Source organism: Chitinophaga sp. OAE865, assembly GCF_040546735.1.
Lineage (GTDB): Bacteria > Bacteroidota > Bacteroidia > Chitinophagales > Chitinophagaceae > Chitinophaga > Chitinophaga polysaccharea_A.
Window position 1 is genome coordinate 3,046,226 of the sequence record NZ_JBEPOF010000001.1, and the last position, 26,238, is coordinate 3,072,463.

The 26,238-nt window shown below is 48.3% G+C and carries 17 protein-coding genes; 13 read left to right on the forward strand and 4 right to left on the reverse strand.

The features are described from left to right. Positions 1-63: 63 nt before the first annotated feature. The 3 genes from ABIE50_RS12415 to ABIE50_RS12425 all read right to left on the reverse strand — a co-directional run bounded on the left by ABIE50_RS12415 (position 64) and on the right by ABIE50_RS12425 (position 4,329). On the reverse strand, positions 64-1,827 hold the full coding sequence (locus ABIE50_RS12415) for an ABC transporter ATP-binding protein (RefSeq protein WP_209861151.1): 1,764 nt from the start codon (positions 1,825-1,827) through the stop codon (positions 64-66). Continuing rightward, positions 1,811-3,553: an ABC transporter ATP-binding protein gene (locus tag ABIE50_RS12420; RefSeq protein ID WP_209861149.1), complete on the reverse strand. Its 1,743-nt coding sequence runs from the start codon at positions 3,551-3,553 to the stop codon at positions 1,811-1,813. The genes ABIE50_RS12415 and ABIE50_RS12420 overlap by 17 nt, the downstream gene beginning before the upstream one ends. A gap of 209 nt (positions 3,554-3,762) precedes the next feature. Further along, positions 3,763-4,329 (reverse strand): NADPH-dependent FMN reductase, encoded by a 567-nt coding sequence (locus ABIE50_RS12425; protein ID WP_142682916.1) that lies wholly within the window; start codon positions 4,327-4,329, stop codon positions 3,763-3,765. 390 nt (positions 4,330-4,719) lie between these two features. Between ABIE50_RS12425 and ABIE50_RS12430 the strand changes: the two genes are divergently transcribed. The 8 genes from ABIE50_RS12430 to ABIE50_RS12465 all read left to right on the forward strand — a co-directional run bounded on the left by ABIE50_RS12430 (position 4,720) and on the right by ABIE50_RS12465 (position 17,499). After that, a complete protein-coding gene (locus tag ABIE50_RS12430; protein ID WP_209861147.1) occupies positions 4,720-5,349 on the forward strand; it encodes a helix-turn-helix transcriptional regulator in 630 nt (209 codons plus the stop codon). 171 nt (positions 5,350-5,520) lie between these two features. Next, entirely contained in the window at positions 5,521-6,108 is a 588-nt protein-coding gene (locus tag ABIE50_RS12435) for an RNA polymerase sigma-70 factor (RefSeq protein WP_209861145.1), read from the forward strand. A 74-nt stretch (positions 6,109-6,182) separates the two neighbouring features. Continuing rightward, complete coding sequence (locus ABIE50_RS12440) at positions 6,183-7,358, forward strand: FecR family protein (protein WP_209861143.1); 1,176 nt, start codon at positions 6,183-6,185, stop codon at positions 7,356-7,358. A gap of 262 nt (positions 7,359-7,620) precedes the next feature. Beyond that, a complete protein-coding gene (locus ABIE50_RS12445) occupies positions 7,621-10,842 on the forward strand; it encodes a TonB-dependent receptor (protein ID WP_209861141.1) in 3,222 nt (1,073 codons plus the stop codon). Positions 10,843-10,862: 20 nt separating this feature from the next. After that, entirely contained in the window at positions 10,863-12,269 is a 1,407-nt protein-coding gene (locus ABIE50_RS12450; protein ID WP_209861139.1) for a RagB/SusD family nutrient uptake outer membrane protein, read from the forward strand. Between the two features lie 6 nt (positions 12,270-12,275). After that, positions 12,276-14,072, forward strand: a complete 1,797-nt coding sequence (locus tag ABIE50_RS12455; protein ID WP_209861137.1) for a TlpA family protein disulfide reductase — start codon at positions 12,276-12,278, stop codon at positions 14,070-14,072. 94 nt (positions 14,073-14,166) lie between these two features. Next, the gene (locus ABIE50_RS12460) at positions 14,167-14,931 is read left to right on the forward strand and encodes an SDR family oxidoreductase (protein ID WP_209861135.1); all 765 of its coding nucleotides are present in this window, start codon (positions 14,167-14,169) and stop codon (positions 14,929-14,931) included. A gap of 153 nt (positions 14,932-15,084) precedes the next feature. Continuing rightward, entirely contained in the window at positions 15,085-17,499 is a 2,415-nt protein-coding gene (locus ABIE50_RS12465; RefSeq protein ID WP_209861133.1) for an ABC transporter permease, read from the forward strand. Here the strand turns inward: ABIE50_RS12465 and ABIE50_RS12470 are convergent, their stop codons facing one another. After that, positions 17,500-18,810 carry a sensor histidine kinase gene (locus tag ABIE50_RS12470; RefSeq protein WP_209861132.1) on the reverse strand — a complete coding sequence of 437 codons (1,311 nt, stop codon included), beginning with the start codon at positions 18,808-18,810 and terminating at the stop codon, positions 17,500-17,502. A gap of 272 nt (positions 18,811-19,082) precedes the next feature. Here ABIE50_RS12470 and ABIE50_RS12475 point away from each other — a divergent pair, with 272 nt between their 5' ends. The 5 genes from ABIE50_RS12475 to ABIE50_RS12495 all read left to right on the forward strand — a co-directional run bounded on the left by ABIE50_RS12475 (position 19,083) and on the right by ABIE50_RS12495 (position 26,223). Continuing rightward, positions 19,083-19,673 (forward strand): RNA polymerase sigma factor, encoded by a 591-nt coding sequence (locus ABIE50_RS12475; protein WP_209861131.1) that lies wholly within the window; start codon positions 19,083-19,085, stop codon positions 19,671-19,673. A gap of 250 nt (positions 19,674-19,923) precedes the next feature. Continuing rightward, positions 19,924-20,859: a FecR family protein gene (locus ABIE50_RS12480; protein WP_209861129.1), complete on the forward strand. Its 936-nt coding sequence runs from the start codon at positions 19,924-19,926 to the stop codon at positions 20,857-20,859. 131 nt (positions 20,860-20,990) lie between these two features. Continuing rightward, positions 20,991-23,186, forward strand: a complete 2,196-nt coding sequence (locus tag ABIE50_RS12485) for a SusC/RagA family TonB-linked outer membrane protein (RefSeq protein WP_354027988.1) — start codon at positions 20,991-20,993, stop codon at positions 23,184-23,186. 211 nt (positions 23,187-23,397) lie between these two features. Then, a complete protein-coding gene (locus ABIE50_RS12490) occupies positions 23,398-24,324 on the forward strand; it encodes a SusC/RagA family TonB-linked outer membrane protein (protein ID WP_354027989.1) in 927 nt (308 codons plus the stop codon). A 102-nt stretch (positions 24,325-24,426) separates the two neighbouring features. Next, a complete protein-coding gene (locus tag ABIE50_RS12495; RefSeq protein WP_142682903.1) occupies positions 24,427-26,223 on the forward strand; it encodes a RagB/SusD family nutrient uptake outer membrane protein in 1,797 nt (598 codons plus the stop codon). Positions 26,224-26,238: the final 15 nt, after the last annotated feature.

Sequence of the window (26,238 nt, forward strand, 5' to 3'; positions counted from 1 at the left end):
ATCCGCATGAAAGGCGCTCTCACAGCTCCCTGGTAACTTCTGTTCGTTGGATGAAACAAGGGATCAGCTTGCCCTCACGCCGTGCAAAAGTTTTTCCATCGCATTTTGTAAAGAGCCTGCCCGTGTCACTTCTCCCGAATTCACAAAAAATATTTCATCCGCATTTTCAATGGTATTCAAGCGGTGGGCAATGATCACCCGGGTGGTGCTTTCAGGTAATTTTTCCAGTATTTCTCCGAGTAACTGTTCGGTTACCGTGTCGATGTTGGCGGTGGCCTCATCCAGGATCAGCAGGTCGGGCTTACGCAGCACGGCACGCATAAAGGCTATCAGCTGCTTTTGACCCAGACTTACACTGTCGCCCCCCGAAAGGACCTTTGTTTCCAGCCCGTTTTCAAAAATAGCCAGCAGCTTTTCAAGATTGGATTCCCTGATCACCTCTGTGAGTTGTTCGTTGGAAAAATCTTTGTAAGCAGGATTGCCATACAGGATATTTTCTTTTACCGTTCCGGTAAACAGGAAAGGCTCCTGCAGGATGAATCCTATTTTCTGAGAACGGTCTTCTGCACTGTAACTGCGGATATCCCTGCCATCCAGTAGCACCATGCCCTGTGTAGGGTCGTACAATCGGGCAATCAGCGAAGCGGTAGTTGTTTTACCGCCACCGGTTGGGCCCACCAGTGCATATGTTTTCCCTTTTTCCAGTGAAAGATTGATGTTGTGCAGGATCTCCCTTCCTTCGGGATAACCAAAATGTACGTTCCTGAATTCCAGCAGTGCGGTAGTATTGCCGGAAGCCGCAGCAGCAGGTACTGTTACCAGGTCTGTTTCCAGTCCGAGTATTTCAGAGATCCTGTCCCAGCCGGCCATCGCCACCTGGAAATTGGCCCATAATGTGGCCAGTTGCCGCAGCGGATTATAAAAATAGGTGGCATATGCCAGGTAACTAACGAGTAAGCCTATACTAAATTCACCTTGTGTGATCAGGTAGATGCCTCCGGTTAATACCAGCAATTGTGCGATACTGGCGCACATGGCGTAGAATGGCAGGAACACATTGTTGGCAAGCCCGGTGCCGATAGCGCTGCGGTAGTTTTTTTCATTGGCATCCTGGAAACGTTGCCTGAAATAATCCCGGCGGTTAAATGCTACTATCACTTTAAAATTGCTCAGGCTTTCCTGTATTTCGGCACTCATGTTACCTACCGTTTTCAGGTTCTCGGCATTTTTCCTTTTTACCCAGGGCGACAGTATCCTGGTGAAGAGGAGTATCAGTAAAGCCGGCGCCAGTGCGGCAATGCCGACTTTATAATTGATGATGAGCAGGAAAACGCCTGCGCCGATCATGGTGGAAATGTTACCCACAAACTGCATCAGTGATTGTGAAAAGAACTGGTTGAGTTTATCTGTATCATTATTAACCCGGGATATAAGGTCGCCTGCTTTGTTCTGGTTAAAAAAGGCTACCGGCAGTTGTTGTATCTTACTGAAAATAGCATTCCGGAGGGTAAACAAGGTCCGCTGACCAACGCCGCCCATCAGCTTTGTCTGGAAGTAACTGGTGAATAATGCTACCAGGTACAACCCCAGCAGTATACCTGAAAAGACCAGTACGCCGTGATATTGCTTATGCTGCACATAATGATCAATGGTATAACCGATTAAAAAGGGTCCCAGCAGATTAAGCACGGAATTAACCAGGATAGCCGTTAAAGCTACTGCCAGGTTCCTTCTTTCATGCGAAATCAGCTTCAGCAAGTTTCTGAATGCGGAGTAGTTGGAAATCTTCTGCTCTTTCTCCGTAAACTTATTAAGATTGTAATTCATAATTGCTGGTGCTTTGTTGGGAATTAAATATCTGGATGTATTCCGGGCTGGTATGCAGCAGCTCTTCATGTTTGCCGCTGGCAATAATTTCACCCTGCATGAGCAGGATGATCTGGTCGTAATGTGTCACCGAAGAAATTTTCTGTGTTACGGAAAGCAATGTGATGCCGGGATATTCCGCCTGCACATTCGTAAGGATTTTCTTCTCCGTATTGGTGTCTACCCGGGCGGTGAAATCGTCCAGCAGCAGGATCTTCGGGTTGATAGCCAATGCACGGGCCAGCATGATACGTTGTTTCTGTCCGCCGGAAAGACTGGCCCCTCTTTCTGAAACGATGGTATCCAGTTTTTCAGGAAGGGTTTCTGTAAATTCTTTCAGGGCAGCAGTGCGTAATGCTTTTTCCATGGCCGCTTCGGTAACGGTTTCATTGAATGCTATATTTTCCCGGATACTGATATTAAAGATGATGCTGTCCTGGAATACAAAGCCTACCTGGCTATGAAAGGATTCGCTGTTGTAATCGCTTACCAGGCGCCCGTCTACCAGCACTGTGCCTGAAGAAGGTTTGAGTAAGCCTGTGAGCAGGTATAGCAGCTGTGTTTTGCCGGCGGCGGTAGGCCCGATAATGGCCACCTTCGACCCTGCTTTGATGGAGAAGGAAATATCCTTGAGCACCGGTTTCTGGCCGTAGCTAACGTCTACCTGCTGAAATTCAATATCTCCCTTAACAGGCGTAGTAACATCACCTGCCGGCATAATGTCCGGCATGTTGATCACATTACTGATCCTTTGATAGGAAGCGGTGGCCTGGGCAATAATATTGCTCATAAAGCCGATCACCAGTATCGGGAAGATCAGCAAAGCAAGATAACTGCTGAACGCTGCATAATCACCGAGGCTCATGCTGCCGGTTATCACGAAATGTCCGCCCAGTGCGAGGATGATGAGGTTAGCAATACCTGCAGTAAATGTGATCACAGGGATCAGCCCCGCGAAAAGCTTTACTATAGACAACCCAAAATCCATTGCTTTGCCGTTGGCATCCAGGAATTTCTGGTACTCCAGCTGTTGGGAATTGATTACACGGATCAGGGCTGCGCCAAGTATACTTTCATTGATCACTTTATTCAGCCAGTCCATTACTTCCCGGCTTTTTATGAACAGGGACCGCACTTTGCGTAATACCAGGAAAAAGGTGATTCCTATTACGGGCAGCGTGGCAATCACTGCCAGTGCCAGTTTCCAGTTAATGGTGAGCAGCAGTACGCTGGCACCTATAATAATAAACAGGGACGACACCAGTGAAACGATGGCCTGAGAAACGAACAGCTTGATGGAATCCACATCGGCAATAAGGTTGGTGAGCAGCCGGGATGGATTGGCCTGTTCCACCCAGGCATAGCTCTGGCCGGAAATCTTGTCTGATATTTTAGTGCGCAGGTTGCGCGCTACTTTTTCCGACACATATGTTTGTATGATGTTCTGCAGATAGGTGAACAGCAGGATAATGACCACCGCCACCAAAAATTTTGTCAACAGCGCATTCAGCTGGAAAGTGCCATGCTCGTAGCTGTCGATCCCGTTCCCGATAATTTTGGGTAACCACAGATTGAGACCATTGCTCAGCAGTGTAAACAGGATCAGCAAACTAACCATGCCCGCATAGGGTTGCAGGAGACTGAAAATGCCGGCTTCTTTCTTTTTACTACCCTCTTTTTGTTTCATTATTAACTGGTGTGTTTAGCGGGACGCGGCTTTTAAAAGGATTTCCATATGAAGACGAATCCGCGCTGCAAATATTGCATAATATCACAACAAGATATTATTTTTTTCACGCTTCGTGGCGGGCGTTATCGGGGAGGAAAGGGGGATGGCGCGGGAAAAAAGCAACCAGCGCCGGCTCCTGCCCGTTGGAACCAGCGCCGGTACTTGATCTATACAGCTACCGCTGCTTTCTTTTTTTCGTAAACAGCGCTGGCAAGCCAGTAGAATTCGTCCAGGAAACGGGCCGCGGATTTGGCGGTATGTTCGCTGGTAAGTTCCTGTGTATCTGTAAATGCCCCATATACTTCCGGTACCAGCAGTTTTACCGGCAGTGCATAAGCCCCTACACTGAGTATCACCTGTTGGAGTTGTGTAGCGGCATTGATACCGCCGAGTTTCCCGGCGCTGACCGTAACAATCCCGATGACTTTCCTGGAGAACTCGCTGCTGAAATAATCCAGGGCATTTTTCAGTACACCCGAAAAGCTTCCATGGTATTCAGGTGTAACAAATATCAGCGCATCGGCCGCATGCAGGCGAAGACTCAGGTCTTTTACCACCTGTGGCAGTTGCGGATGAACGCCCACCCGCTCTTCCAGCATTGGGAGCTGTGTTTCGGCAAGGTCTACCAGGTCGGTGTCCAGGCCTTTATCTGTTAGTTTTTTCTGCAGGTAGTGCGCAATTTTCTGTGATTGCCTTCCCTGCCGGATACTTCCGATTAATATGGCTATTTTCATTTTTTTTGTTTTTTAGTAAGACATGCAACTACCCGTACCGGTAATAACATTCCGGCAGTAACTGATAGTTCGCACTGTAAAATTGCTACCGGCCGGAGGGCCCTGCCGGCCGGTAAATGCAGGAGCGCAGTATGCATACGTATCACCGGTTGTGCGCACCATATACATATGCGCTGCGCGCTGGCATATGTACGGATGCACAGGGTATTGCGGGGCAGGCAATGAATATTCATACACCTTGTTATACTTGCCCGGGAGCAAGGCAGGCAATGAGTGCACACATTATTATACCCCGCCGTGTTGCCGGCGTACGTAATACAAAGGATCGTTTTCTTTATGGAACAAAGATAGTATCTTTGCTGAATAAACCAAATAAACACTTTGTTTATTATGAATAATAACCTGGCTGATAATGAGCGGGCGGTATGGATCCTGAAAGCACAGGGGCCGCAACCTTTGTGTAAACTGGCGGAGGAACTGAAGGTAACGATGGAAGGCGCCAGGTTTCAGCTGCTCAAGCTGGCAAATGAGGGATTGGTACAAGCCACCACGGAGGCGAAGGGCAGGGGCAGGCCTAAACAGATCTGGTCGCTCACGGAAGCAGGTAATGCCCGGTTCCCCGACCGGCACCAGGACCTTGCATTACGTTTGCTTTGTAACATGAACAAAACGCTTCCACCTGATATGATGCAGAGCGTGCTTGATGCAGCGGCTCAAAGTGTGCTGGAAAAATACCAGGAAGAACTGAAGGGCGCTACCACTTTGGAAAGCCGTGTGCGCATATTAGCGGATATCCGTAACCGTGAGGGTTACATGGCCTCCTGTGTGGATGAAGGAAACAGTTACCTGCTCATAGAGAACCATTGCCCCATCCAGGCGGCGGCTACCTGCTGCAGCCGGTTCTGCCAGTCGGAACAGGAGATGTTTTCCACTATCCTGGGCAAACATGCAAAAGTAGAGCGCCTGGAACATATATTGGAAGGGCAGCGCCGGTGCGTATACCGCATCACCGGGAAATAATGCGGCCTTTTAAACAGCTTCACAGGCATCTGACAAGCTCATGTATTTTTCTCTTTATCTATAATTAATCAGCTTTTATCGGTATTTTTATACCGATAAATCATCGTTTATATTGCCAGGAGGGTGTTTCCAGGGATGATAGAGGAGTATTCAAACAAGGAGCATATTTTATTGCAAAAGTTCGCTGGTGGGGAACAATCCGCATTCCGTTTCATATTTAACCAGCACTACAAAGCATTATGTTATTTTGCCTTTACCATTGTTGCTGACGCACAGGAGGCGGAAGACCTCGTGCAGGAAACCTTTTCAAAGCTGTGGAACAAGCGGGGCGACTTCCAGTCGGCCGCCAGTATAAAAGCCTTTCTTTTCATTGCCACCAAAAATGCCTGTCTCAATTTTCTGAAAAGCCGTGAACGGCTCCATGTAAAGGAGAAAGAATTTTCTTATTTACAGGAAGATGAGGCCACTACAGAAATGGCCGGCTTCGACCCGGTGCTTACCGAAACAGAAATTATTCATCAGCTCTATGAGGAAATAGAACGCCTGCCAACACAATGCCGGCGGATCTTTAAACTAAGCTATCTCGAAGGAAGAAAAAATGAAGAGATTGCCACCAGTCTCCAGATCTCCTATAATACCGTAAGAGCGCAGAAACTTCGGGCGCTCAAACTGATCCGGAGCAGCCTTATCAAAAAGAACATCGTGCCGTTACTGGGCATTTATATCACCCTGATCAAATATTATTACAATTATTATTGATCCCTGTAAATTTTTTTTGAGATTTCTTTAATCGAAAACAACATCCTGTTGTTTCTATAGTAAAAGAGGTGAGTTTGGAAGCAGATCAAAACAGTGAAACAAAGCGGATTGCATACCTGGTAGGCCGTTACCAGCAGGGCGCTCTAACGGCAGCTGAAGAGGAAGAACTGCGCGCGTGGCGGGATGCCTCCGCAGAGAACCGTCTTTTTTTTGAACAGATGACTGATCCGGAGATCCTCCGCGAGAAGCTGTTACAATACGAACAATTTGACACTGCCGCCGGTTGGGCTGCTTTCAGCGCAAAGCACTTCCCGGCAGAAAATAATGCACCGGCACGCCGTATGTACCGGTGGTGGAGCGCCGCCGCGGCTGTATTGCTGCTATTGGGAGCAGGCATATATTTTTTCCGCCCTTCCGCCCCGCCTGCCCCGGTAGCGGCGCTCACCACAACGCCGGTATTGCCTGGTTCCAGCAAAGCCACCTTAACATTGGCAGACGGCTCGGTAATACAACTTGATAGCAGCGGTAACACCGTGATCAAACAGCAGGGGGCCCTTATTCATCTGAACAAAGGCCAGCTGCAATACAACACTCAGGACTATTCCGCGCAAACCACCCTGAATACACTGGCCACTCCCAGAGGCGGACAATTCCGCCTCACACTGCCGGATGGCACCAGGGTATGGCTCAATGCAGCTTCGGCTATCACTTTCCCTACGGCTTTCCGGCAGGAAAAAAGAGAAGTGGAAATAAAAGGAGAAGCATATTTTGAAGTGGCTGCCATGGCAAAAACGCCTTTTTATGTAAAGATCAGTCACCAAACCAACATAGAAGTATTAGGCACCAGTTTTAATATCAATGCCTATACAGATGAACCAGGCATTAAAACGACCCTTATACAAGGCGCCGTAAAAGTAAATGCAGGCAACAGTTCCAGGGTATTATTACCCGGTCAGCAGGCATTGGTAAAAAGCCCTGGTAATATTGATATCGTAGCGCAGGCAGATACTGCAGCGATACTGGCCTGGAAGAAAGAGGAATTTTATTTCCGCGACGCAGACATCCCCACCGTGATGCGTCAGCTGGCCAGATGGTATGATGTAACAATTGTTTATGCAGGTAATATCCCTGCCCGCCGTTTTCAGGGGGAAATTCAACGTAACCTGCCACTGGCGGATGTATTGGAAGGACTGGAAAATACAGGTATCCATTTCCGCCTGAAGGGACGCAGCATTATCGTGGAACCATAGTAACAGCGGGCTTATTTTTTAGCTATTGTCAACAGAACGTTTATGCACAACCAACTTTAGTTTTATAATGCTGCCATACAGACAAAAAACCGGGGATGATTGGACCCATCCCCGGTGAATATGTCCGGATGATAGTAGCACTCTGCTTGTACATACTTGAATACTGATTATCCATCCTAACAAATGCAAATCTATGCAATTGAATTATCATGGTAAAGTCCTTTCTATGCCTGGACTTTCCCCAACCAAAATTGCACTTACTATGAGATTGACAATTGTTCTCATGATTGTGGCAACGTTAAAAGTATCTGCGGGTGCTTTTGCGCAAACAGTGTCTGTATCGGTAAAAAATGCGCCGATGGAAGAAGTGTTTACTGCTTTGAAAAAACAAACAGGTTACCTGTTCTTTTACGACAGGGACCTGCTGCGCACCGTTAAACCGGTAACCGTCAGGGCACAAAACACCCGTCTCACCGATTTCCTCACGGAAATATTCAAAGGCCAGCCACTGGATTACACGATCAAAGACAAAACCATTTTCATTAAGAAAAAAGCGCTGCCTGCAGGCAGCAGCAACATCAGCACCTCACCGGAAGCTACCCAGCAACCGGTGACGGGCGTGGTGAAAGATGCCGGGGGCACATTGCTGATAGGCGTGACCGTTAAAGTGAAAGGCACCAACATCGGTACCATCACGGATGAAAACGGGCACTTCTCCCTTGCCGCGGGTCCAGGCGATGAGCTGGTGGTGTCTTACGTAGGGTATGAATCACAAACCTTCCGGATAGGCAATTATGGCCCGCTGCAATTGTACCTGAAGCAACAGGCCAGCAGGCTGGATGAAACCGTGGTGATCGGCTACGGCACCACCAGCAAACGCTATAACACCGGTTCCGTTTCCAGTTTGAGCGCAGAAAGTATAGGGTCGCAACCGGTAATGGACCCCCTGTCTGCTATGCAGGGCAGGGTGGCCGGTATGCTGATCTCTTCTTCCAATGGCTTACCCGGATCCAGCTTTAAAGTACTTATAAGAGGACAAAGCTCGATTGACCAGAATCATAAAAACGATCCGCTCTATGTAATAGATGGCGTGCCTTTTTACTCTGAACCGCTGAACCAGTTCACTTCTGCCAACGGTCAGCAAAGCCCCCTCGCTGCCATCAATCCTTCAGATATTGAACGTATAGATGTGCTGAAAGATGCTGATGCCACCGCTATTTACGGCTCCAGGGGAGCCAATGGTGTAGTACTCATCACCACAAAAAAAGGTAAGTCGGGTAAAACACAGGCTAACTTTAACGTATATACGGGCGCTAACAAAGTGGTGAATACGGTGAAAATGCTGAATACACCGGAGTACATTGCCATGCGTAAGGAAGCCTTTAAAAATGACGGCAAAACCTACGATGATGAAACAGCGCCGGACCTCACATTGTGGGATCAGCAGCATACCACCGACTGGCAGAAATTCATGATCGGCGGTACCGGTCATACCACGGAAGCACAGGGCTCAGTGTCTGCCGGTAATGAACAAACGCAGTTCCTGTTAAGCGGTACTTATCATAAGGAAACATCGGTAATGCCGGGGAGCCTGGGCTACCAGAGAGGTGCAGGTCATTTTAATTTAAATCACAGCAGTGCCGATGGTAAGTTCAACATCACCACGTCTGTAAATTATTCTGCCAATAAGGATAATTCACTGGCCAGCGATCTTACCACTTTCTTTAACATGTCTCCCAATTACCCGTTATACGATTCTACGGGTAAATATTACTGGTTCGGTGGCCTCCAGAATCCACAGGCTTACCTGCTGCGCCGGTCTGAAATAAATACCAATAACCTGGTAGCCAACAGTACGATCAGGTACACCATCCTGCCGGGGCTAAACCTGAAAACCAGCCTGGGATACAACAAAACCAACATGAAACAGGTGCAGGTATACCCGGATGCTACCTTTAATCCCCTTACTTCCACAGGAAGCATGTCGTATTTCGGTACTTCCGATATTGGCTCTTACATCATTGAGCCACAGGTGGATTATAACAGGACCATCGCCAAGGGCGACCTGAACGTAATGGTAGGCGGTACCTGGCAGCAAACCATCAGCCAGGGACAATCGGTAAAAGCAACCGGCTTCTCCAGCGACGCCTTGCTGGAAGATCAGCAGGCCGCCAGTCTTATCACGCCCAATCCATCAATGTATTCCTTCTACCGTTACACTTCTGTTTTCGGGAGGATCAACTATAACTGGGATAGCAAGTATATATTGAATGCCACTTTCCGCCGCGATGGCTCCACCCGCTTTGGCCCGGGTAACCGCTTCGGTAATTTCGGCGCCATAGGAGCTGCCTGGATCTTTACCAAGGAAGCATTTATGAAAGATGTGCGTTTTCTTAGCTTTGGTAAACTCCGCGCCAGCATAGGCTTAACCGGGAATGATAATATAGGCAATTACCAGTATCTCGATAGCTGGTCTTCAAGCTCCTTTCCATACGGGGGTGTACCGGGATTAACGCCTTCACGCCTGGCCAATCCATTGTACAGATGGGAGGAGAACCGTAAAAAGGAAATCGGGCTGGAACTGGGATTCCTGAACGACAGGATACTTTTCAATACCAACTACTATCATAATATTTCCGGTAATCAACTGGTGGAGGATCAGTTAACACCACAGGTAGGTTTCTCCACCATTACTGCCAACCTTCCTGCGGAAGTGCTTAACAGTGGATGGGAATTTGAAGTGAATACCACCAATATCCAGCGGCCCAACTTTAGCTGGAAATCATCGTTAAATCTTACCATCAGTAAAAATGAGCTGAAATCATATCCGGGTTTTGAAGGATCTGCTTACAAAGATCTATATGTAGTAGGGCAATCACTGACTATTGTAAGAGGATACAAATTCCAGGGCATTGATCCGGAAACAGGCCTGGCGCAGTTCCACAGCAACAGCGACGGCACTACCACGAGCCCGGTAGAGTATGACGATTATGTAACACTTGGTAAAACAATGCCGGCATTTTACGGAGGACTGCAGAACAGCTTTACGTATAAAGGATTCAGCCTTGATTTCCTGTTGCAGTTTGTAAAACAGGATGGTCCGCAGATTGGCTATGGATACGGAGTTCAGGGTATAGGTACTTTTTCAAACCAGGATCTCCGCGCACTGGACCGCTGGAAAAACAAAGGGGATAACGTCAATGTGCCAGGTGCTTCTATTTCTGCAGGAACAGCTAACTACAGGGCCTACAGCCTGTCTACCGCCAATTGGGGCGACGCCTCTTATATCCGCCTGAAAAATATATCAGTGAGATATGACCTGTCGAAATATACCAAACGCTGGAAAGTGAATAACGTGAGCGTATACGCCTTAGCGCAAAACCTGCTCACCTTTACCAACTATAAAGGTCTTGATCCTGAAACCCAGGGAATGGTAATGCCGCCGTTAAAAGCATATACCATCGGTTTACAGTTTGCTTTATAAAGAATATAAAAAGATTTACCATGAAACGAATTCATATATTTTTAATCGGCGCCCTCCTCCTTGGCAGCAGCTCCTGCAGCAAGTACGTAGATACGCCGTTGCCTAAGAATGAGCTGGTATCCGGCCTGGTGTTTACAGATGATAAAACGGCTACTGCCGCGGTTACCGGTTTATACAGTAACATGTATTCATTCAATTACCAGTTTGCCAATGTGCTGATCAATTACCTCACCGCCATGCAGGCCGATGATCTGGCCTACTATTCCACCTTTGCCAACTATGATGTTTTTAAAGAGAACAGGTTATTGCCCAGCAGCCAGTATGTGCAAAGCATGTTTGCTGATCTTTATAGTTATATCTACCAGATGAACGCCTGTGTGGAAGGGCTTTCCACGGCAACTGCTTTAACGCCGGCCGTAAAGAACCAGTTACTTGGCGAGTCGCACTTCATGCGGGCTTTCTGCTATTTCTATTTAGTAAATATGTATGGAGATGTGCCCCTGATCACAGGCACAGACTATAAAGAAAATGGGGTGAAACCCCGTGCTCCCCGTGCGGATGTGTATAATGCCATTATTGCTGATCTGAAAGCGGCAGTGGAATTAATGGGAGATGATTATCCTGTTGCAGGGCAGCATACGCGCCCTGATAAAGCGGTGGCTAATGCCTTACTGTCAAGGGTATATCTTTATAACCAGAACTGGGCCCTGGCTGAAACCACGGCATCCTTTGTGATCAATGACAACCGTTATTCACTGGTAACAGACCTGAACAAGGTATTCCTGGCAAACAGCAATGAGGCTATCTGGCAGTTACAGCCAACCAACGTGCTCGGAGGCCGCAATACCTGGGAAGGATTTACTTCCACACCGGCTATTAACCCTGCTACCGGCCTGTTTGGTACAGCGGTGTTCAGGCTGGATACTACCAACCTGATCAAAAAATATGAACCGAACGACCTGCGCCTGGCTAACTGGATCGCTTCCAACAAAACCACTGCCGGCGTCACTGTTTATTTTCCTTACAAATACAAAATAAGAACAAGCACCAGCGGCGTCAGTGAATACTCTATGGTGATGCGTTTGGCGGAACAATATCTTATCCGTGCGGAAGCCCGCATACAGCAGGGTAAACTGGACGACGGCCGCAACGACCTGGATGCTATCCGCCACCGTGCAGGCCTGCCCAACCTTTCCACATCGCTCACACAGCCCGCCCTGTTACTGGCTGTGGAGCAGGAACGCAAAGTGGAATTGTTCGCAGAATGGGGGCACCGCTGGTTTGACCTGAAGCGCACTAAACGCGCAGACGCCGTGCTGGGCCCCATTAAAGGCGCCAACTGGCAATCAACGGATACACTGTACCCGATTCCTTCAGATGCCATCAGAACCAATGCTAACCTTACCCAGAACGAAGGGTACAAATAACCGGTAATGAAAAAATTAACCATCATACTTTTAGTGGCTGTTATGGCAGCCACTAAAATATATGCTCAGCAACGGGTAGTGATCAGCCCGGAATTTCCGGAACGCGGGCAAACCGTGACTGTCACATATGACCCGTCGGCCCCCGGAGCAGGTATTCCGCCCGGCGCCGGCGTGGTAACGCTCGTGTTTTCCTATTCCAATTTTTATAATCTCGCATGGCGGATGAATATGCAGCGAACCGGCAACAAATGGACTACCTCCTTTAAGCTGGCCAATTATACCACCTTTGCCACCTTTTACCTGGAAAGCGGCGAGGCCATAGATAAACCGGCAAAAGACCGGCACTACGAAATAGGCGTATACAAAAACAAAGTGCCGGTGCAGGACATGTCGCTTTACAAGGCTTACAGTCTTAGTGCACAGATGGGTAAATCGCCTTTGCTGGCAGATAAACAGGCCGCGCTCTATAAAGAGGAACTGAAGCGCTACCCTGACAACTATGAAGCTAAGCTGCGGCTGCTTACCTATCAAATAAACAAAGCCGCTACTGCGAAAGAGAAAGAGCGGCTCCGGGAACAGGCGCACCAGGTGATTGCCAATAAGTTCAACAGCGCGCCTACGGTGGCTGGTAATATGAACAAGGTAACAATGGGCTATCTGATCATTGGCGAAAACTCCCGGCTGGACTCTATTCGCCGCGTAGTAATGGAACGTTACCCCGAATCTGCACTGGGCCGTGATATCAGGACAGGCGTAATAGCCAGGGGCAAAGACACAGCCCGGCAGATCGTTTTTTTTGAAGAAGAGCTGAAAAAAGAAACCCCGGAAAACAAGGAATCCTTTACAGAAATACATGATGTGCTATTCCGGTATTACGCCGCAAAAAAAGACAGTGCCAAAGCATTGTACCATGCCGGTTTTATGACCACGGAAAAGGAAAACCCCTACAGGGCGACCACCTGGCAGCAGATTGCGCAAACATTGCTGGATAACAGTCTTGCACTGGACAGCGCACGCGCTTATGCCCAACGGGCGCTGGATAGCGTGCGCAGCTACCCCGTAGGCGTGATCCGTCATTTCCCGGAAACCGGGTACATTTACCCTTTTGCAGACGACAGTACCCGGGAAGCCGTATTTAATAAGGCCAGCCGGCACCTGTTGTCCATGCTTGGCCTGATAGATATGAAACAGGGCCGCTATGCCGCAGGGGATAGGCATATGGAGCAGGCGGTAGATTACTATGCAGATAAAGAAACACTGGATAACGCGGAGGCCTATTACCGGCAAACCAACAATGTTGCGAAACTGGGCCAGCTGCAGGAGTTCCGGAAAAAAATGCTGATAGAAAAAGTAAAGAAACAACGGATCAACCGCCCGGCGCCACCGCTGAATTCCTTCGTGGACATGAAAGGAAAACCGGTACCCGCCGCATCTCTCAAAGGTAAGATCGTGGTGATTGATTTCTGGGCCACCTGGTGTGTGCCCTGCATGCAGGAAATGCCCTATCTCCAGCATTTATATGATCAGTATAAGCAAAACCCGGACATTGTATTTATGATCGCCAACAGCGGCGCCCGGAACACATTGGCAGATGCACAGGGCTGGAGCGGGAACAAAAAGTATACCTTCCCAGTGTATTATAACACTGATCCTGCTATTGGAGATAAGTTCAAATTTAATATCATCCCCGCTTCCTATCTTATCAACAAAGAAGGCAATATTATTTTCAGCAACATTGGTTTCGAAGGGCCGGAAGTGGAAGAGAAGTTAAAACAACAGCTGGAGATCCTGTTACAAGAATAAATACTTAAACAGTCACCATTAAATACTTAAGTAGTCACCATAACCAGCCGGGAAGAATCCCGGAAATTTGTCTTATTAAAAAAAATAAAACAAAATGGCAACAAAAAACAAAATAGCCCTGGTTACTGGTGGCAGTCGCGGATTAGGCAGGAATATGTCCTTACAGCTTGCTAAAAGCGGGCATGATATCATCCTCACCTATAAAAGTAACCAGGAGGAAGCAAACAAAGTAGTGGCAGAAATACAGGCTCTGGGACAAAAGGCGATCGCGTATAAGCTGGATACCGCCGATACCAAAGCATTCGACGGTTTTTTGGCAGAAGCGGCAGCGCATCTTCGGGAAAATACAGGCGAGGGTAAATTTGATTTCCTGGTAAACAATGCGGGCATCGACAGAAGCTCCCTGATCCCCGATACTACTGAAGAGGATTTCGATGAACTGTACCATGTGCATTTAAAAGGCGTATACTTCCTTACGCAGAAAGCATTGCCTTTTATTAATGACAATGGGCGTATCATTAACCTGTCTACCGGCCTGGCAAGGTTTGCCACACCCGGCTACGCAGCCTACGCTTCCATGAAAGGCGCCATAGAAGTATTTACCAGGTACCTGGCCAAAGAAGTGGGTGCACGCGGTATCACTGCCAACGTGGTAGCCCCGGGTATCATTGAAACGGATTTTACAAAAGCCACTTTTGAACATGCACCACAGGCAATATCCTACATTACGGCGCATACTGCGCTGGGACGTACCGGCTTACCGGATGATATTGGTGGCATAGTGGCATTCCTGTGCACGGAGGAAGCGCGCTGGATCACTGCCCAGCGAATCGAAGCCTCGGGGGGCATGTTCCTGTAACGGTATGGCCCGCCTCCGGGCCGTTGAAAAAGCCATGACCGTTATCGGACACTCCCTGTATTAAAACCGGGCACCAGCTGGTGGGGGATTGAAACTAAATGGCTGATTATCATTAGACATTGTTTCCGGCATTCAATTAGAGCGCCTGTATTTATGTTTAAGAATTACTTCAACATTGCACTCAGGAATCTTTGGAGAAACAAAGGTTTTTCAGCCATCACTATATTCGGGCTCGCCATAGGCATTACCACCTGCCTGCTCATCACTTTATTTGTTACAGATGAACTGAGCTACGACCGGTTCAACAAAAAAGCCGGCCGCGTTTACCGTATAGATGCCGACTTTTTTGTAAATGGCAATGCTTTCAGGGAAAGACTTACCCCCAGCCAGCTGGCCCCGGTATTACAACGGGAATATCCCAACGTAGAAAGTTATGTGCGGTTTATCCACCAGGGAAATATATTGGTAAAAAAAGGCGCTGCCACGCTGATAGAGCACAATGCCAGCTTTGCAGACTCCACGCTGTTTGATGTTTTCAGCCTGGAAATGATCAGCGGGGACCCTAAAACCGCACTCACGCAGCCTCATACCATGGTCATCTCCGAGCGCATGGCCCTGAAATATTTCAACAGCACGGATGTAGTTGGCAAAACATTGCAAACAGATAATGTTAGCACCTACCAGATCAGCGGTGTGATCAAAGACATGCCGGAGCAGTCGCACCTGCATTTTGATTTTGTGCGCGCTATGTCCGAACTGCCGGAAAGCAGGGAAAGTGGGGGCTGGATGTCCGACAACTACACCACCTATGTACTGATGCGCGAAGGCGCTACCGGCGCACAACTGCAGAGCTATGTGGATGCCGTTACCAAAAAGTATATGGAAGGGCCGTTGCAGAAAATGACAGGAAGCAACTTTGCAGACCTGAAAAGATCGGGCGGCCATTTCGGGTATAATGTAATGCCGCTCACCAGGATCCATTTGCATTCCTCACTGGCCGATGAAGTGGAACCTTCCGGCAACATCCAGTATGTATATATCTTTATTGCGGTTGCGGTGATCATCCTGCTCATCGCCTGTGTAAATTTTATGAACCTGTCTACCGCCCGCTCCGCAGGCCGTGCAAAAGAAGTAGGCGTACGGAAAGTACTGGGTTCCCAGCGCGGATCTTTGATATTCCAGTTCCTTACAGAATCCATATTAACCAGCTTCTTTGCACTGGTACTGGCGCTCGTCCTGGCTGTGTTGCTGCTGCCCTATCTCAACCAGTTATCGGGTAAGCATATTGTGCTGAAAACCGGTTACCTGTTGTGGCTGTTGCCTTTCCTGTTGCTTACCGCCGGGGTGATAGGTTTACTGGCAGGCAGCTATCCGGCTTTTTTCCTTTCTGCCTTTGAGCCAATCAAGGTACTGAAAGGTAAGCTGAATGGCGGTTTCAGGAACGGCTGGCTGCGGAGCAGCCTGGTGGTGTTCCAGTTTGCTTCCGCTATTTTGCTTATTGTAGGTACCCTGGTGATCAACAGCCAGCTGAATTATATCCGGAATAAGAAGCTGGGGTACAACCGGGAGCAGGTGCTCATTGTGGGCAATACTTCCTCGCTCTGGATCCATGCCCCCAACTTTAAGAAAGAAGTGCTGGCCATACCGGGAGTGGAATCCGGCACCATGACCGCCTCTTTGCCTACTGATATGAGCCTTAATACCAACATCTATTCAAAAGATGCCGCCCACAGCGCGGGCCAGGTAACAGGTGTGCCTGATTGGTACGTGGATGCCGACTACATTCAAACCATGGGCATGCAAATGGTGAGCGGCCGCAATTTCTCACCGGATATGCCTTCAGATACCTTTGCGGTACTGCTTAATGAAACCGCCGCGCGTTTGTTTGGCTTCAGTAACCTGGAAGGGAAATACCTTTATAGTGGAGAAAACAAGCCATTGAAAGTAATTGGCATTGTGAAAGACTTTAACGCCGGCAGTTTGAGGAACAAGATACCTCCTATCGTGTTCCGGCTGCAGTCAAACCCCCGCTCAATGGCGTTTCGCATTCATACTGCCGACATACAGGGGCTCATCGCGAAAATAAAAAGCGCCTATGAAGCACAGCCGGGTATGAGCGGGCAGCCATTTGTGTATTCATTCCTCGACGATGATTTCAACCGCCTGTATATTGCAGAGCAACGTACCGGGAAGATCTTCATTACGTTCGCCATACTGGCAATACTGATCGCCTCCCTGGGCTTATTTGGGTTAATTACTTATGCAGCGGAACAACGCACAAGGGAAATAGGGATCCGCAAGGTACTGGGCGCTTCTGTGCCGGGTATTGTGGCTATGCTGTCGAAAGATTTCCTGAAACTGGTGCTGGCCGCCATTTTGATTGCCAGTCCGCTGGCCTGGTATATGATGAGCCGCTGGCTGCAGAATTTTGCTTACCAGGTAAAGATCAGCTGGACCTTGTTTGTGATAGCCGCCTTTATTGCTATTGCCATCACCCTTTTAACGGTGAGTTACCGGGCTATCCGGGCGGCCACTGCAAACCCCGTAAATAGCCTTAAAGCAGAATAATTAATTGGCGAGGGGGAGTTCCAGGTAAAAGGAGCTTCCCCCTCCGCTGTTATTCTCGAACCAGATCTGCCCCTGTTGCGCCATCGTATATTCCTTACAGAGATACAGGCCCAGGCCAATACCTTTTTCATTATCTGTACCAAATGTGGAGCGTACTTTCAGGGAAAAAATATCCTGCTGACTGGAAAGGTCAATACCCAGGCCGCTGTCCCTTACTTCAATCAGGCATTTATCTCCCGTTTTACTGGTTTTTATAAAAATAGTTCCGCCGGCAGGAGTGAACTTGGCCGCATTACCCAGCAGGTTACGCACAATCAGTTGCAGCATATTGATATCGGCCATCACTTTGATGGAAGCATCTATATTGATATCAAGGCTGATCCTTTTTTTGGATACCGCCATTTTGTTGATCTTCAGGATAGGATGTATAGCGGCGGCCACATCTACTGGAGTGAGGTTCACATGAAGACCATCCATTTGCGTTTTGGACCATATTAATATATTGTACAGCATTTCCTGTGTGCTGTTCACTACGTATAGCAGTTCCGTTTCTATCTGGGCTTTATCTTCTGTGTTCAGTTCCACTTCCCGTACCAGCTGCAGGTAGGATTGTATAGCTGCCAGCGGGTTGCGCAGGTCGTGGGAGATGAGTGAAAACAGCTTACTCTTTTCTGTATTCATTATCTCGAGGGAGCGGGTTTTTTCTTCCCCTCTCAGTTTTTCGTTGTTATAGGCATTTTTCAGGTAGATGGTACCCACAAAAATAACCCCCACACAAATGATATAGGTGGGAGTCATATCCGCAAAAATATCTTTCCTGGTTTTATACACCTCGTTTACCGACTCCGGGTAATAATATTCCCAGGCAATAAGCCCCAGGACAATAACGAGGTTCAGCCCCAGCCACCAGTAGTATTGTTTCCGCGGGGAGATGAGCATGATCAGGAAAAACGCCAGGGTAAAGGATAACAGCGACGCGCCCTGTATCCCACCGCTGTAGAAATAGTTAATGGCAAACATCACGTTGCTCACGATTGCAGCCAGGATAACGCTCTCGTTCACCTTCTTCCGGTATCTCGACAAAAAATAAATAAACGAAAATGCGGGCGTTAGCAGGGCAAAAATAACAGAGGTGGCAGTAAGACCGGTAATATAATTATATGGTATATTAATAATAATGATAAAAAGGGAAATAGCGCAGATCGCATTGAAAATACGGTTTTCCAGGGAGAACTGCCGGGCGTCTCCAATAAGGAAGTGTGAGAATTGTTTCAGCCGTTGGGATAAAGTGATGGTTCCGTTTGTTGACATGTTACTAATTTAAGCAAAAACAACTGCTATTCGCAGCGAAAATGCCGGGCTCAGGATAAGGCATATGGCTGTAATGTCATGATTTTTTTCGGTTTTCTATACTATCCGCCTAATTTTTAAAAAAGAAAGAAGTAGCACGCATCTCTCCACATGTTTGCCCTGCTTTTTGCTAAATGCATTTTACAAAAGCGGGAAAGCTAAAATAATTATCATTAATTTTCGGTGGCGGGAAAGGTTATGAGGTATTCACCCACTTCTAATATGCGCAAAAAATGATGAGTGATGGAGATTTGTTACAGCTTATAAAGAAAGATGATACAGCTGCGTTTGAATCTATCTACGATAAATATTGGCAGGCCCTTTATTTAAAGGCTTGCCAGCGTGTGGATAAAGATGAGGCGAAAGACATGGTGCAGGAGGTAATGATTTCCCTTTGGAAAAGGAGGAACGATATACGGGTAGGGCAGGAGGGCGACCTGGGGCGGTACCTTTTCACCGCTATCAGGTACCGGGTGATCAGTCATTATGCTTTCAGCGCTGCAGAAATTAAAAAAGCAGATTTCTTCGATACCTTTAACGACTATATTACCTCGGATACCCTGGAAACCAAAGAGCTGAAAGCCCGCATTGAAGCCGAGATCGGCAGGCTGCCGGCCAGGATGCAACAGATCTTCCGCCTGAGCCGGGAGGATGATTATACCATTGCCGATATTGCCAAAGCACTTAATATTTCAGAGCAAACCGTGAAGAACCAGTTGACAGATGCCTTAAAACGCCTCCGTGCTTCATTGAAAGCCTCTTCTACCAGCGACTGGACGTTGGTATTGATATACCTCTTTTCCCAATTGCATCAGCAGCAGTAACAACGCGCCGGGCACACCCGGCCGGCGGCGCTGTTCTTTCCCTTTTGTTACCCGGATACTATGCCTTCATAATAGCAGTATCCATATTTACGGAACGCTCATACCTGTATGATCCATTGGATGGAACCGGCCATTATTTATACCCTATACCCCTGTTGCGGAATTTCAACCGTTCCCCGGAGTAGAAATTTTTTTTACCCGGACTAGTACCGGATATTATTTTTTGAGATAACTAATAAAATCGCGCGTTGTGGAAGTCAGTAAAATCAGGCAGCTTTTTAAGAAGTATATGCTGGGGAAAGGCTCCGGCCAGGAAAACCAATTGGTAGAACAATGGTACCAGTTGTTCGATGCAACACCGTTACCCGAAATGGATGAGGCAGAGCAGGAACACATAAAACGCGAAATATGGGGAAATATCCAGCCGCAAATTGTAGTCGCTAAAACGTTTTATCTTACCCGTGGCTGGAAAAGGGCTGTAGCGGCAGTGTTGCTGCTGGCAGGCGCCGGGGCAGGCTGGTACCTGCTGGGCCACCGCGTTTCTACCTCCTGGACCACCTACGCTACCCGTAATGGTGAAAGAAAAACCATTCACCTCAATGATGGTTCCGTAGTAATGCTCAATGCCGGTTCCACTATCCGTATACCCGCTAACCTCTCCAAAGAAAGAAAACTGGAACTGGTAGACGGCGAGGCCTTCTTCGATGTTACTTCCAATCCCGATGTACCGTTTATCGTGGAAAGCGGCCCGCTCCAAACCACCGTACTTGGCACCTCTTTCAACATCGCCGCCTATAAGGAGGTGCACACGCTCAGCATTGGAGTAGTATCCGGTAAAGTAAGCGTGGCCGGAAAGGCAACGCTTCCGCACATCCTGGAGCACAACCAGGAACTGGTGTATAACAGGGATAACGGCCAGGTAAGAGTTTCCCCGGCAGATGAACAGCTGACCGGATGGAAGGAAGGCAGGCTCGTTTTCAACGACGTTAACTTCCACGATATGGTAGTGCTCATGGAAAAGAACTTCGGCATCACCATCACCACCACACAGGAACATGTAAGGAACACCAGGTATACCACGGAATTGCCAACAGATATGGAGCCCGCAAAAGCAGCACAGGTGCTGGCGGCCATTCACCATCTGAAAGTACGCACGATCAATCAGCACACTGTTATTTACGAATAATAAACAATGTATCACCAAAGCTAATCGCTAAAAACAACTACGTAATGCCACGTAAATGGAACCTTTTGTTAATGCTAACAATTAATGCCTAACCACGTATGAAGAAAATTGTAAAAAATTTGAGAAAACGAATGCTTGCAGTCGTTTTAAGCCTCACCTGTGTCCCTGCCATACTGCCGGTATACGCCGGCCAGGGGCAAATCCTGCAGGAAACCAGCGTCACTATCGCCCTGAAAAGCGGCAGCCTGGAATCCGCCATCAGGGACCTGCACCGCCACACCAAAATTAACTTTGCCTACGACAGGCAGCTGCTCAGCGGCTACAAAGTAGAGGGCTGCTCTTTTTCCAACGAAAGGCTGGACTATGTACTGGAAAAATTACTGCAGCATAAATCCCTGGGCTATGCAGAAGTAAATAATATTGTAGTGATCAGCAAGCTCGCGTCTCCAAAGGCAGCACCCGCCCGCCAGGAAGTAGTGGTATCCGGTGTGATCAAAGATGAAAACGGCCATCCCCTCCCCGGTGTGAGCGTTGCAGTAAGAGGCGTAAGCACCATGACCACTACGGATGCCAATGGCCGGTACAAGATCATTGTGAATGCTGCCACTGATGTATTGGCCTTCAGTTTTATTGGTTATGAAACTGCAGAAGTGGTAGCCGGCAGTCAGACGACCATCAACGTACAATTGAAAGTAGCCAGCAAATCGCTTGGCGAAGTAGCTGTAGTGGGCTTCGGTACCCAGCGTAAAGTAAGCCTGGTAGGCGCCCAGTCCACCATCCGCCCGGCGGAGTTCAAACAACCGGCATCGGATATCTCTTCCATGCTGGCCGGCCGCATTGCAGGGGTAATAGGCGTACAGCGCACCGGCGAACCCGGTAAAGGCAGCGCCGATATCTGGATCCGTGGTATCTCTACCTTTGGTGGCGGTAACAAAGCTACCCCGCTCATCCTCGTGGATGGCGTGGAAAGATCTATCAACAACATCTCCCCGGAAGATATAGAATCCTTCACTATCCTGAAAGATGCCGCCGGTACGGCAGTATATGGAGTGCGTGGCGCCAATGGCGTTATTATCCTGAAAACAAAAACAGGAAAGGTAGGTAAGCCGCAAATTTATTTCGACTATAACGAAGGCGTTAACTCCTTTACAAAAAGGCCGGAAATGCTGGATGGCGTTACCTATATGAACCTGGCCAACGAAGCTTCCACCACCCGTAACCATAACCCGGTGTTCTCCGAAGAAACCATTGAGAAAACAAAAAACAATACAGACCCGCTCCTGTATCCAAATGTAAACTGGATGGACGCCGTGTTCAATAAATATGGCCATACCCGCAGCGCCAACCTGAACGCCAGCGGCGGTGTGGAAAATGCCCAATATTATGTATCCCTTGGTTATTACAATGAAAGTGGCTTCCTGAAAACAGATGACCTGGAGAAGTACAATTCTTCCTTAAAATACAATCGCTATAATTTTACATCCAACTTAAACCTGAAAGTAACTAAGTCCACAAAACTTGATGTGGGTTTACAAGGCTACTTCTCCAATGGTAACTACCCGGGTATCAATACCCACGATATTTTCCAGAGCGCAATGGATGCCTCCCCGGTGGTATACCCCGTGATGTACCCGGGTGGCTTTGTTCCGGGACGCTCTGCCAACGGCGGTTTCAGGAATCCCTATGCTGATCTTACCCGCCGCGGGTACCGCAACGAATTCAGGAACCAGCTCTATTCCAACATCCGCGCTACACAGGACCTGAAATCCATTACGGAAGGACTATCCGCTACCGCGATGTTCGCATTCGATGTGTTTAACCAGAACTATATCACCCGTTCCAAACGTGAGGATACCTGGTTCCCGGATATGAACAATCCCTACAAACCTGATGGTACTCTCAACCTGCTGAAAACATTTACCGGTAACCAGTACCTGGGGTTTGATAAAAATGACGGCGACCGACAGACCACCCGGCAGTTTTATACGGAAGCAGCTATCAATTACGACCGCGCTTTCGGCAAACACCGCGTAACCGGTTTGGGCCTGTTCTATACCAGCGATAAAACCAATACGCTGGCGGGCGATTTCATCAACTCCATCCCGGAAAGATACCTTGGCCTGGCAGGTAAAGCAGCCTATTCATACGACGACCGCTACTTCATGGAGTTCAACTTCGGGTATAACGGCTCCGAATTGTTTGCACCTGAAAACCGCTACGGTTTTTTCCCGGCTATAGGCCTTGCCTGGGTGCCTTCCAACGAACGTTTTTTTGAACCATTCAAAAATGCCATCTCTTTCCTGAATATTCCGTTACTCCAACGGTAATACCGGTCTTGGTAGCGCAGAGGAACGCTTCCTGTACATTACCAAACTAAACGATAACGATCGCGGCTATACGTTTGGCAAAGGATTTAATGAAGGTAAAGGCATCAGCATCAGCCGTTATGCATCAGACGTAAGATGGTCTGTTTCCAACAAACAGGACCTGGGTATAGAATTACGCACGCTGAACGATCGCCTCCTTGTTAATGTGGATGTGTTTAAGGAGCACCGTACCGGCATCTTTCTGCAACGCGCTTCCAACGTGGATTTTATGGGTCTTGATAACCAGCAGTACGGTAACCTCGGCGCTGTGGAGAACAAAGGGCTGGATGCCAACCTGGAGTACAATACCCGCATAGGAAATGTGGAACTGTCTGTACGCGGTAATATTACCTGGAACCAGGATAAGGTATTGGAAGATGACCGGCCGCCGCAGTTGTATCCATGGATGGAGCATCGCGGCAATAACATCCTGGCGCGTTATGGCTACATCGCAGAAGGATTGTTTACCGACCAGGCTGAAATTGATAAAAGTGCAGTACCAGGCTCCCGCTCACAGGTGAAGCCGGGCGACATCAAATACAAGGATCTGAACGGCGATGGTAAGATCAACTCTTCCGATGTAACAAAGATCGGTCGCGGCGATGTGCCGGCAATGGTATATGGCTTCGGCTTAAATCTCGCTTACAAGGGATTTAACATAGGCTTCCTCTTCCAGGGTATCTCCGATGCCGACCGTATGCTGCAGGGCAGCGCCATCATTCCGTTCAATGGCGGCGGAGGCGAAAGCAATGCCTATAGCATCGCTACCGACAGGTGGACGCCTGAAAATCCAAGACAGGACGCGTTTTATCCACGCCTGGCATACGGCGAAGCAGAAAACGTGAACAATACACAGGCAAGCAGCTGGTGGGTGAAAGACGTGAGCTTTATCCGCCTCAAATCCGCGCAGATAGCCTACAACCTGCCCTCCAGCCTGTTGCAGCGCATTGGCGTAAGGAATTCATCTGTTTACCTGCAGGGCATCAACCTCCTTACTTTCAGCAAGTTTAAACTGTGGGATCCGGAACTGAATACCGACAATGGCTCCAGCTATCCAAACGTAAGAACTATTTCACTGGGAGTAAACCTGAAATTTTAATCCTGTAAGCACTGATCAGAAACCGCGCATATATAATTCCCCCACACAGGGGCATGTTATTACGAGGTTCCGTCAGGTCATTAAAAAATCAAATAATAACTGATGAAAAAGCTCATATATCTTTTAGCAGGCATCGTGTTGTTGTCGTCCTGCAAAAAATACCTGGACCAGGTGCCGGACGACCGGCTAACTATTGAAGAAACCTTCCGTACCTGGGCTACTGCGCAGAAGTTCCTGAACAACGTGTACCTGCGTGTGCCCGATGAGTTCGGGCAACGTAATCCCGGCGATTATAACAACCGCGGGTTATGGACCGGCGGCTGCGATGAGGCGGATTATGTATGGGGATTTGTGCAATCCAATAGTGTAAACATCGGTAGCTGGGATGCAAAATCCGGTTTCGTGGGCGACTACTGGACCAATTTTTATCGCGGCATCCGCGCGGCCAGCGTATTTATAGAGAACGCTGATAAAATAACAGATCTCTCCCCGGATCTTATTACCCAATACAAGGCAGAAGCCCGTGCATTACGCGCCATGTATTATTTTTACCTGATGCGTATATACGGTCCCGTTGTACTGATGGGTGAAAAACCGGTAGAAGTGGATGCCAGTTTGCAGATGCCCCGCAGCTCGTTCGATGAATGCGTGGCCTATGTGATCTCCGAGCTGGAAACAGCAGCAGCCAAACTGCCGGTGGTGCCCAACAACGACCAGGACTATGGCCGCATCAGCAAAGGTATTGCACTGGCTTTCCGTGCCAATACGCTGATGTACAGCGCCAGCCCGTTGTTTAACGGCAACACAGATATGGCCGCCCTGAAGAATACGGATGGCAAACAGCTTATCAGTCAATCGTACGACGCCAATAAATGGAGACTGGCTGCCGACGCCTACAAGTCTTTCCTCGACCAGTTTGTTCCGTCTACCTACAGTCTGTTTAAAAAGAATAATGCAAAGGGAGAATTTGATCCTTATCTTTCGTGCAGGGATGTATTCCTGACCGATTGGAACCCGGAAGTGATCTTTGCACGCCCTGCCAATTCATTGAACTCGCGTCAGTATGAAATGACGCCTTTCCATAGCGGCGCGCCATCCAGTGATCTGAGGGGAAGCGGCGGCCTGGGCGCCACCCAGAATATGGTAGACGCCTTTTTTATGAAAAATGGCCGGAGCATCGACGACCCTTTATCACAGTATGTAAAAACAGGATACTCCGATTTTACGGGCCCTAATGAAACTACGCCCAGCAGTATCTATAACCAGTGGGTAAACCGCGAGCCCCGTTTTTATGTGAACATCACTTATGATGGGAGCACCTGGCTGAATAAATCCTACGGGAATATTGTTACCCGGATCTACAATACCGGCAACTCCGGTAAAGCTACCGGTAACAATGATTACAGTCCTACCGGTTATATTGTGCGTAAAGCGCAGGGCCTCGGTAAATGGGATGTAGGCGGTCGTACCCTGATGCTGATCCGCCTGGCGGAGATCTATCTGAGCTATGCGGAATGCATTAACGAAGCTGATCCTGCCAGTCCTGAAGCATTAAAATATGTGAACCTGATCAGGGAAAGGGCAGGTATCCCGCAATACGGATCAGCAGAGCTGCCAGCCCCGGTTGGGCAAGCGGCCATCCGCGAAGCGATCCGCAAGGAACGCCGCGTGGAACTGGCTTTTGAAAATAACCGTTTCTTTGATGTGCGCCGCTGGAAAATTGCCGAACAAACAGAGAACGGTCCCATTTATGGCCTGAACATCGGCGCTGATATGCCCGGTTTCCTGCAGGTGGTGCCTTTTGAAACCCGTGTATTTGAAAGAAAGCATTACCTGTTCCCGTTGCCGGCAGATGATGTAGATAATGATAAACAGCTGGTACAGAATCCTGGCTGGTAAGTATAAACCTGAACC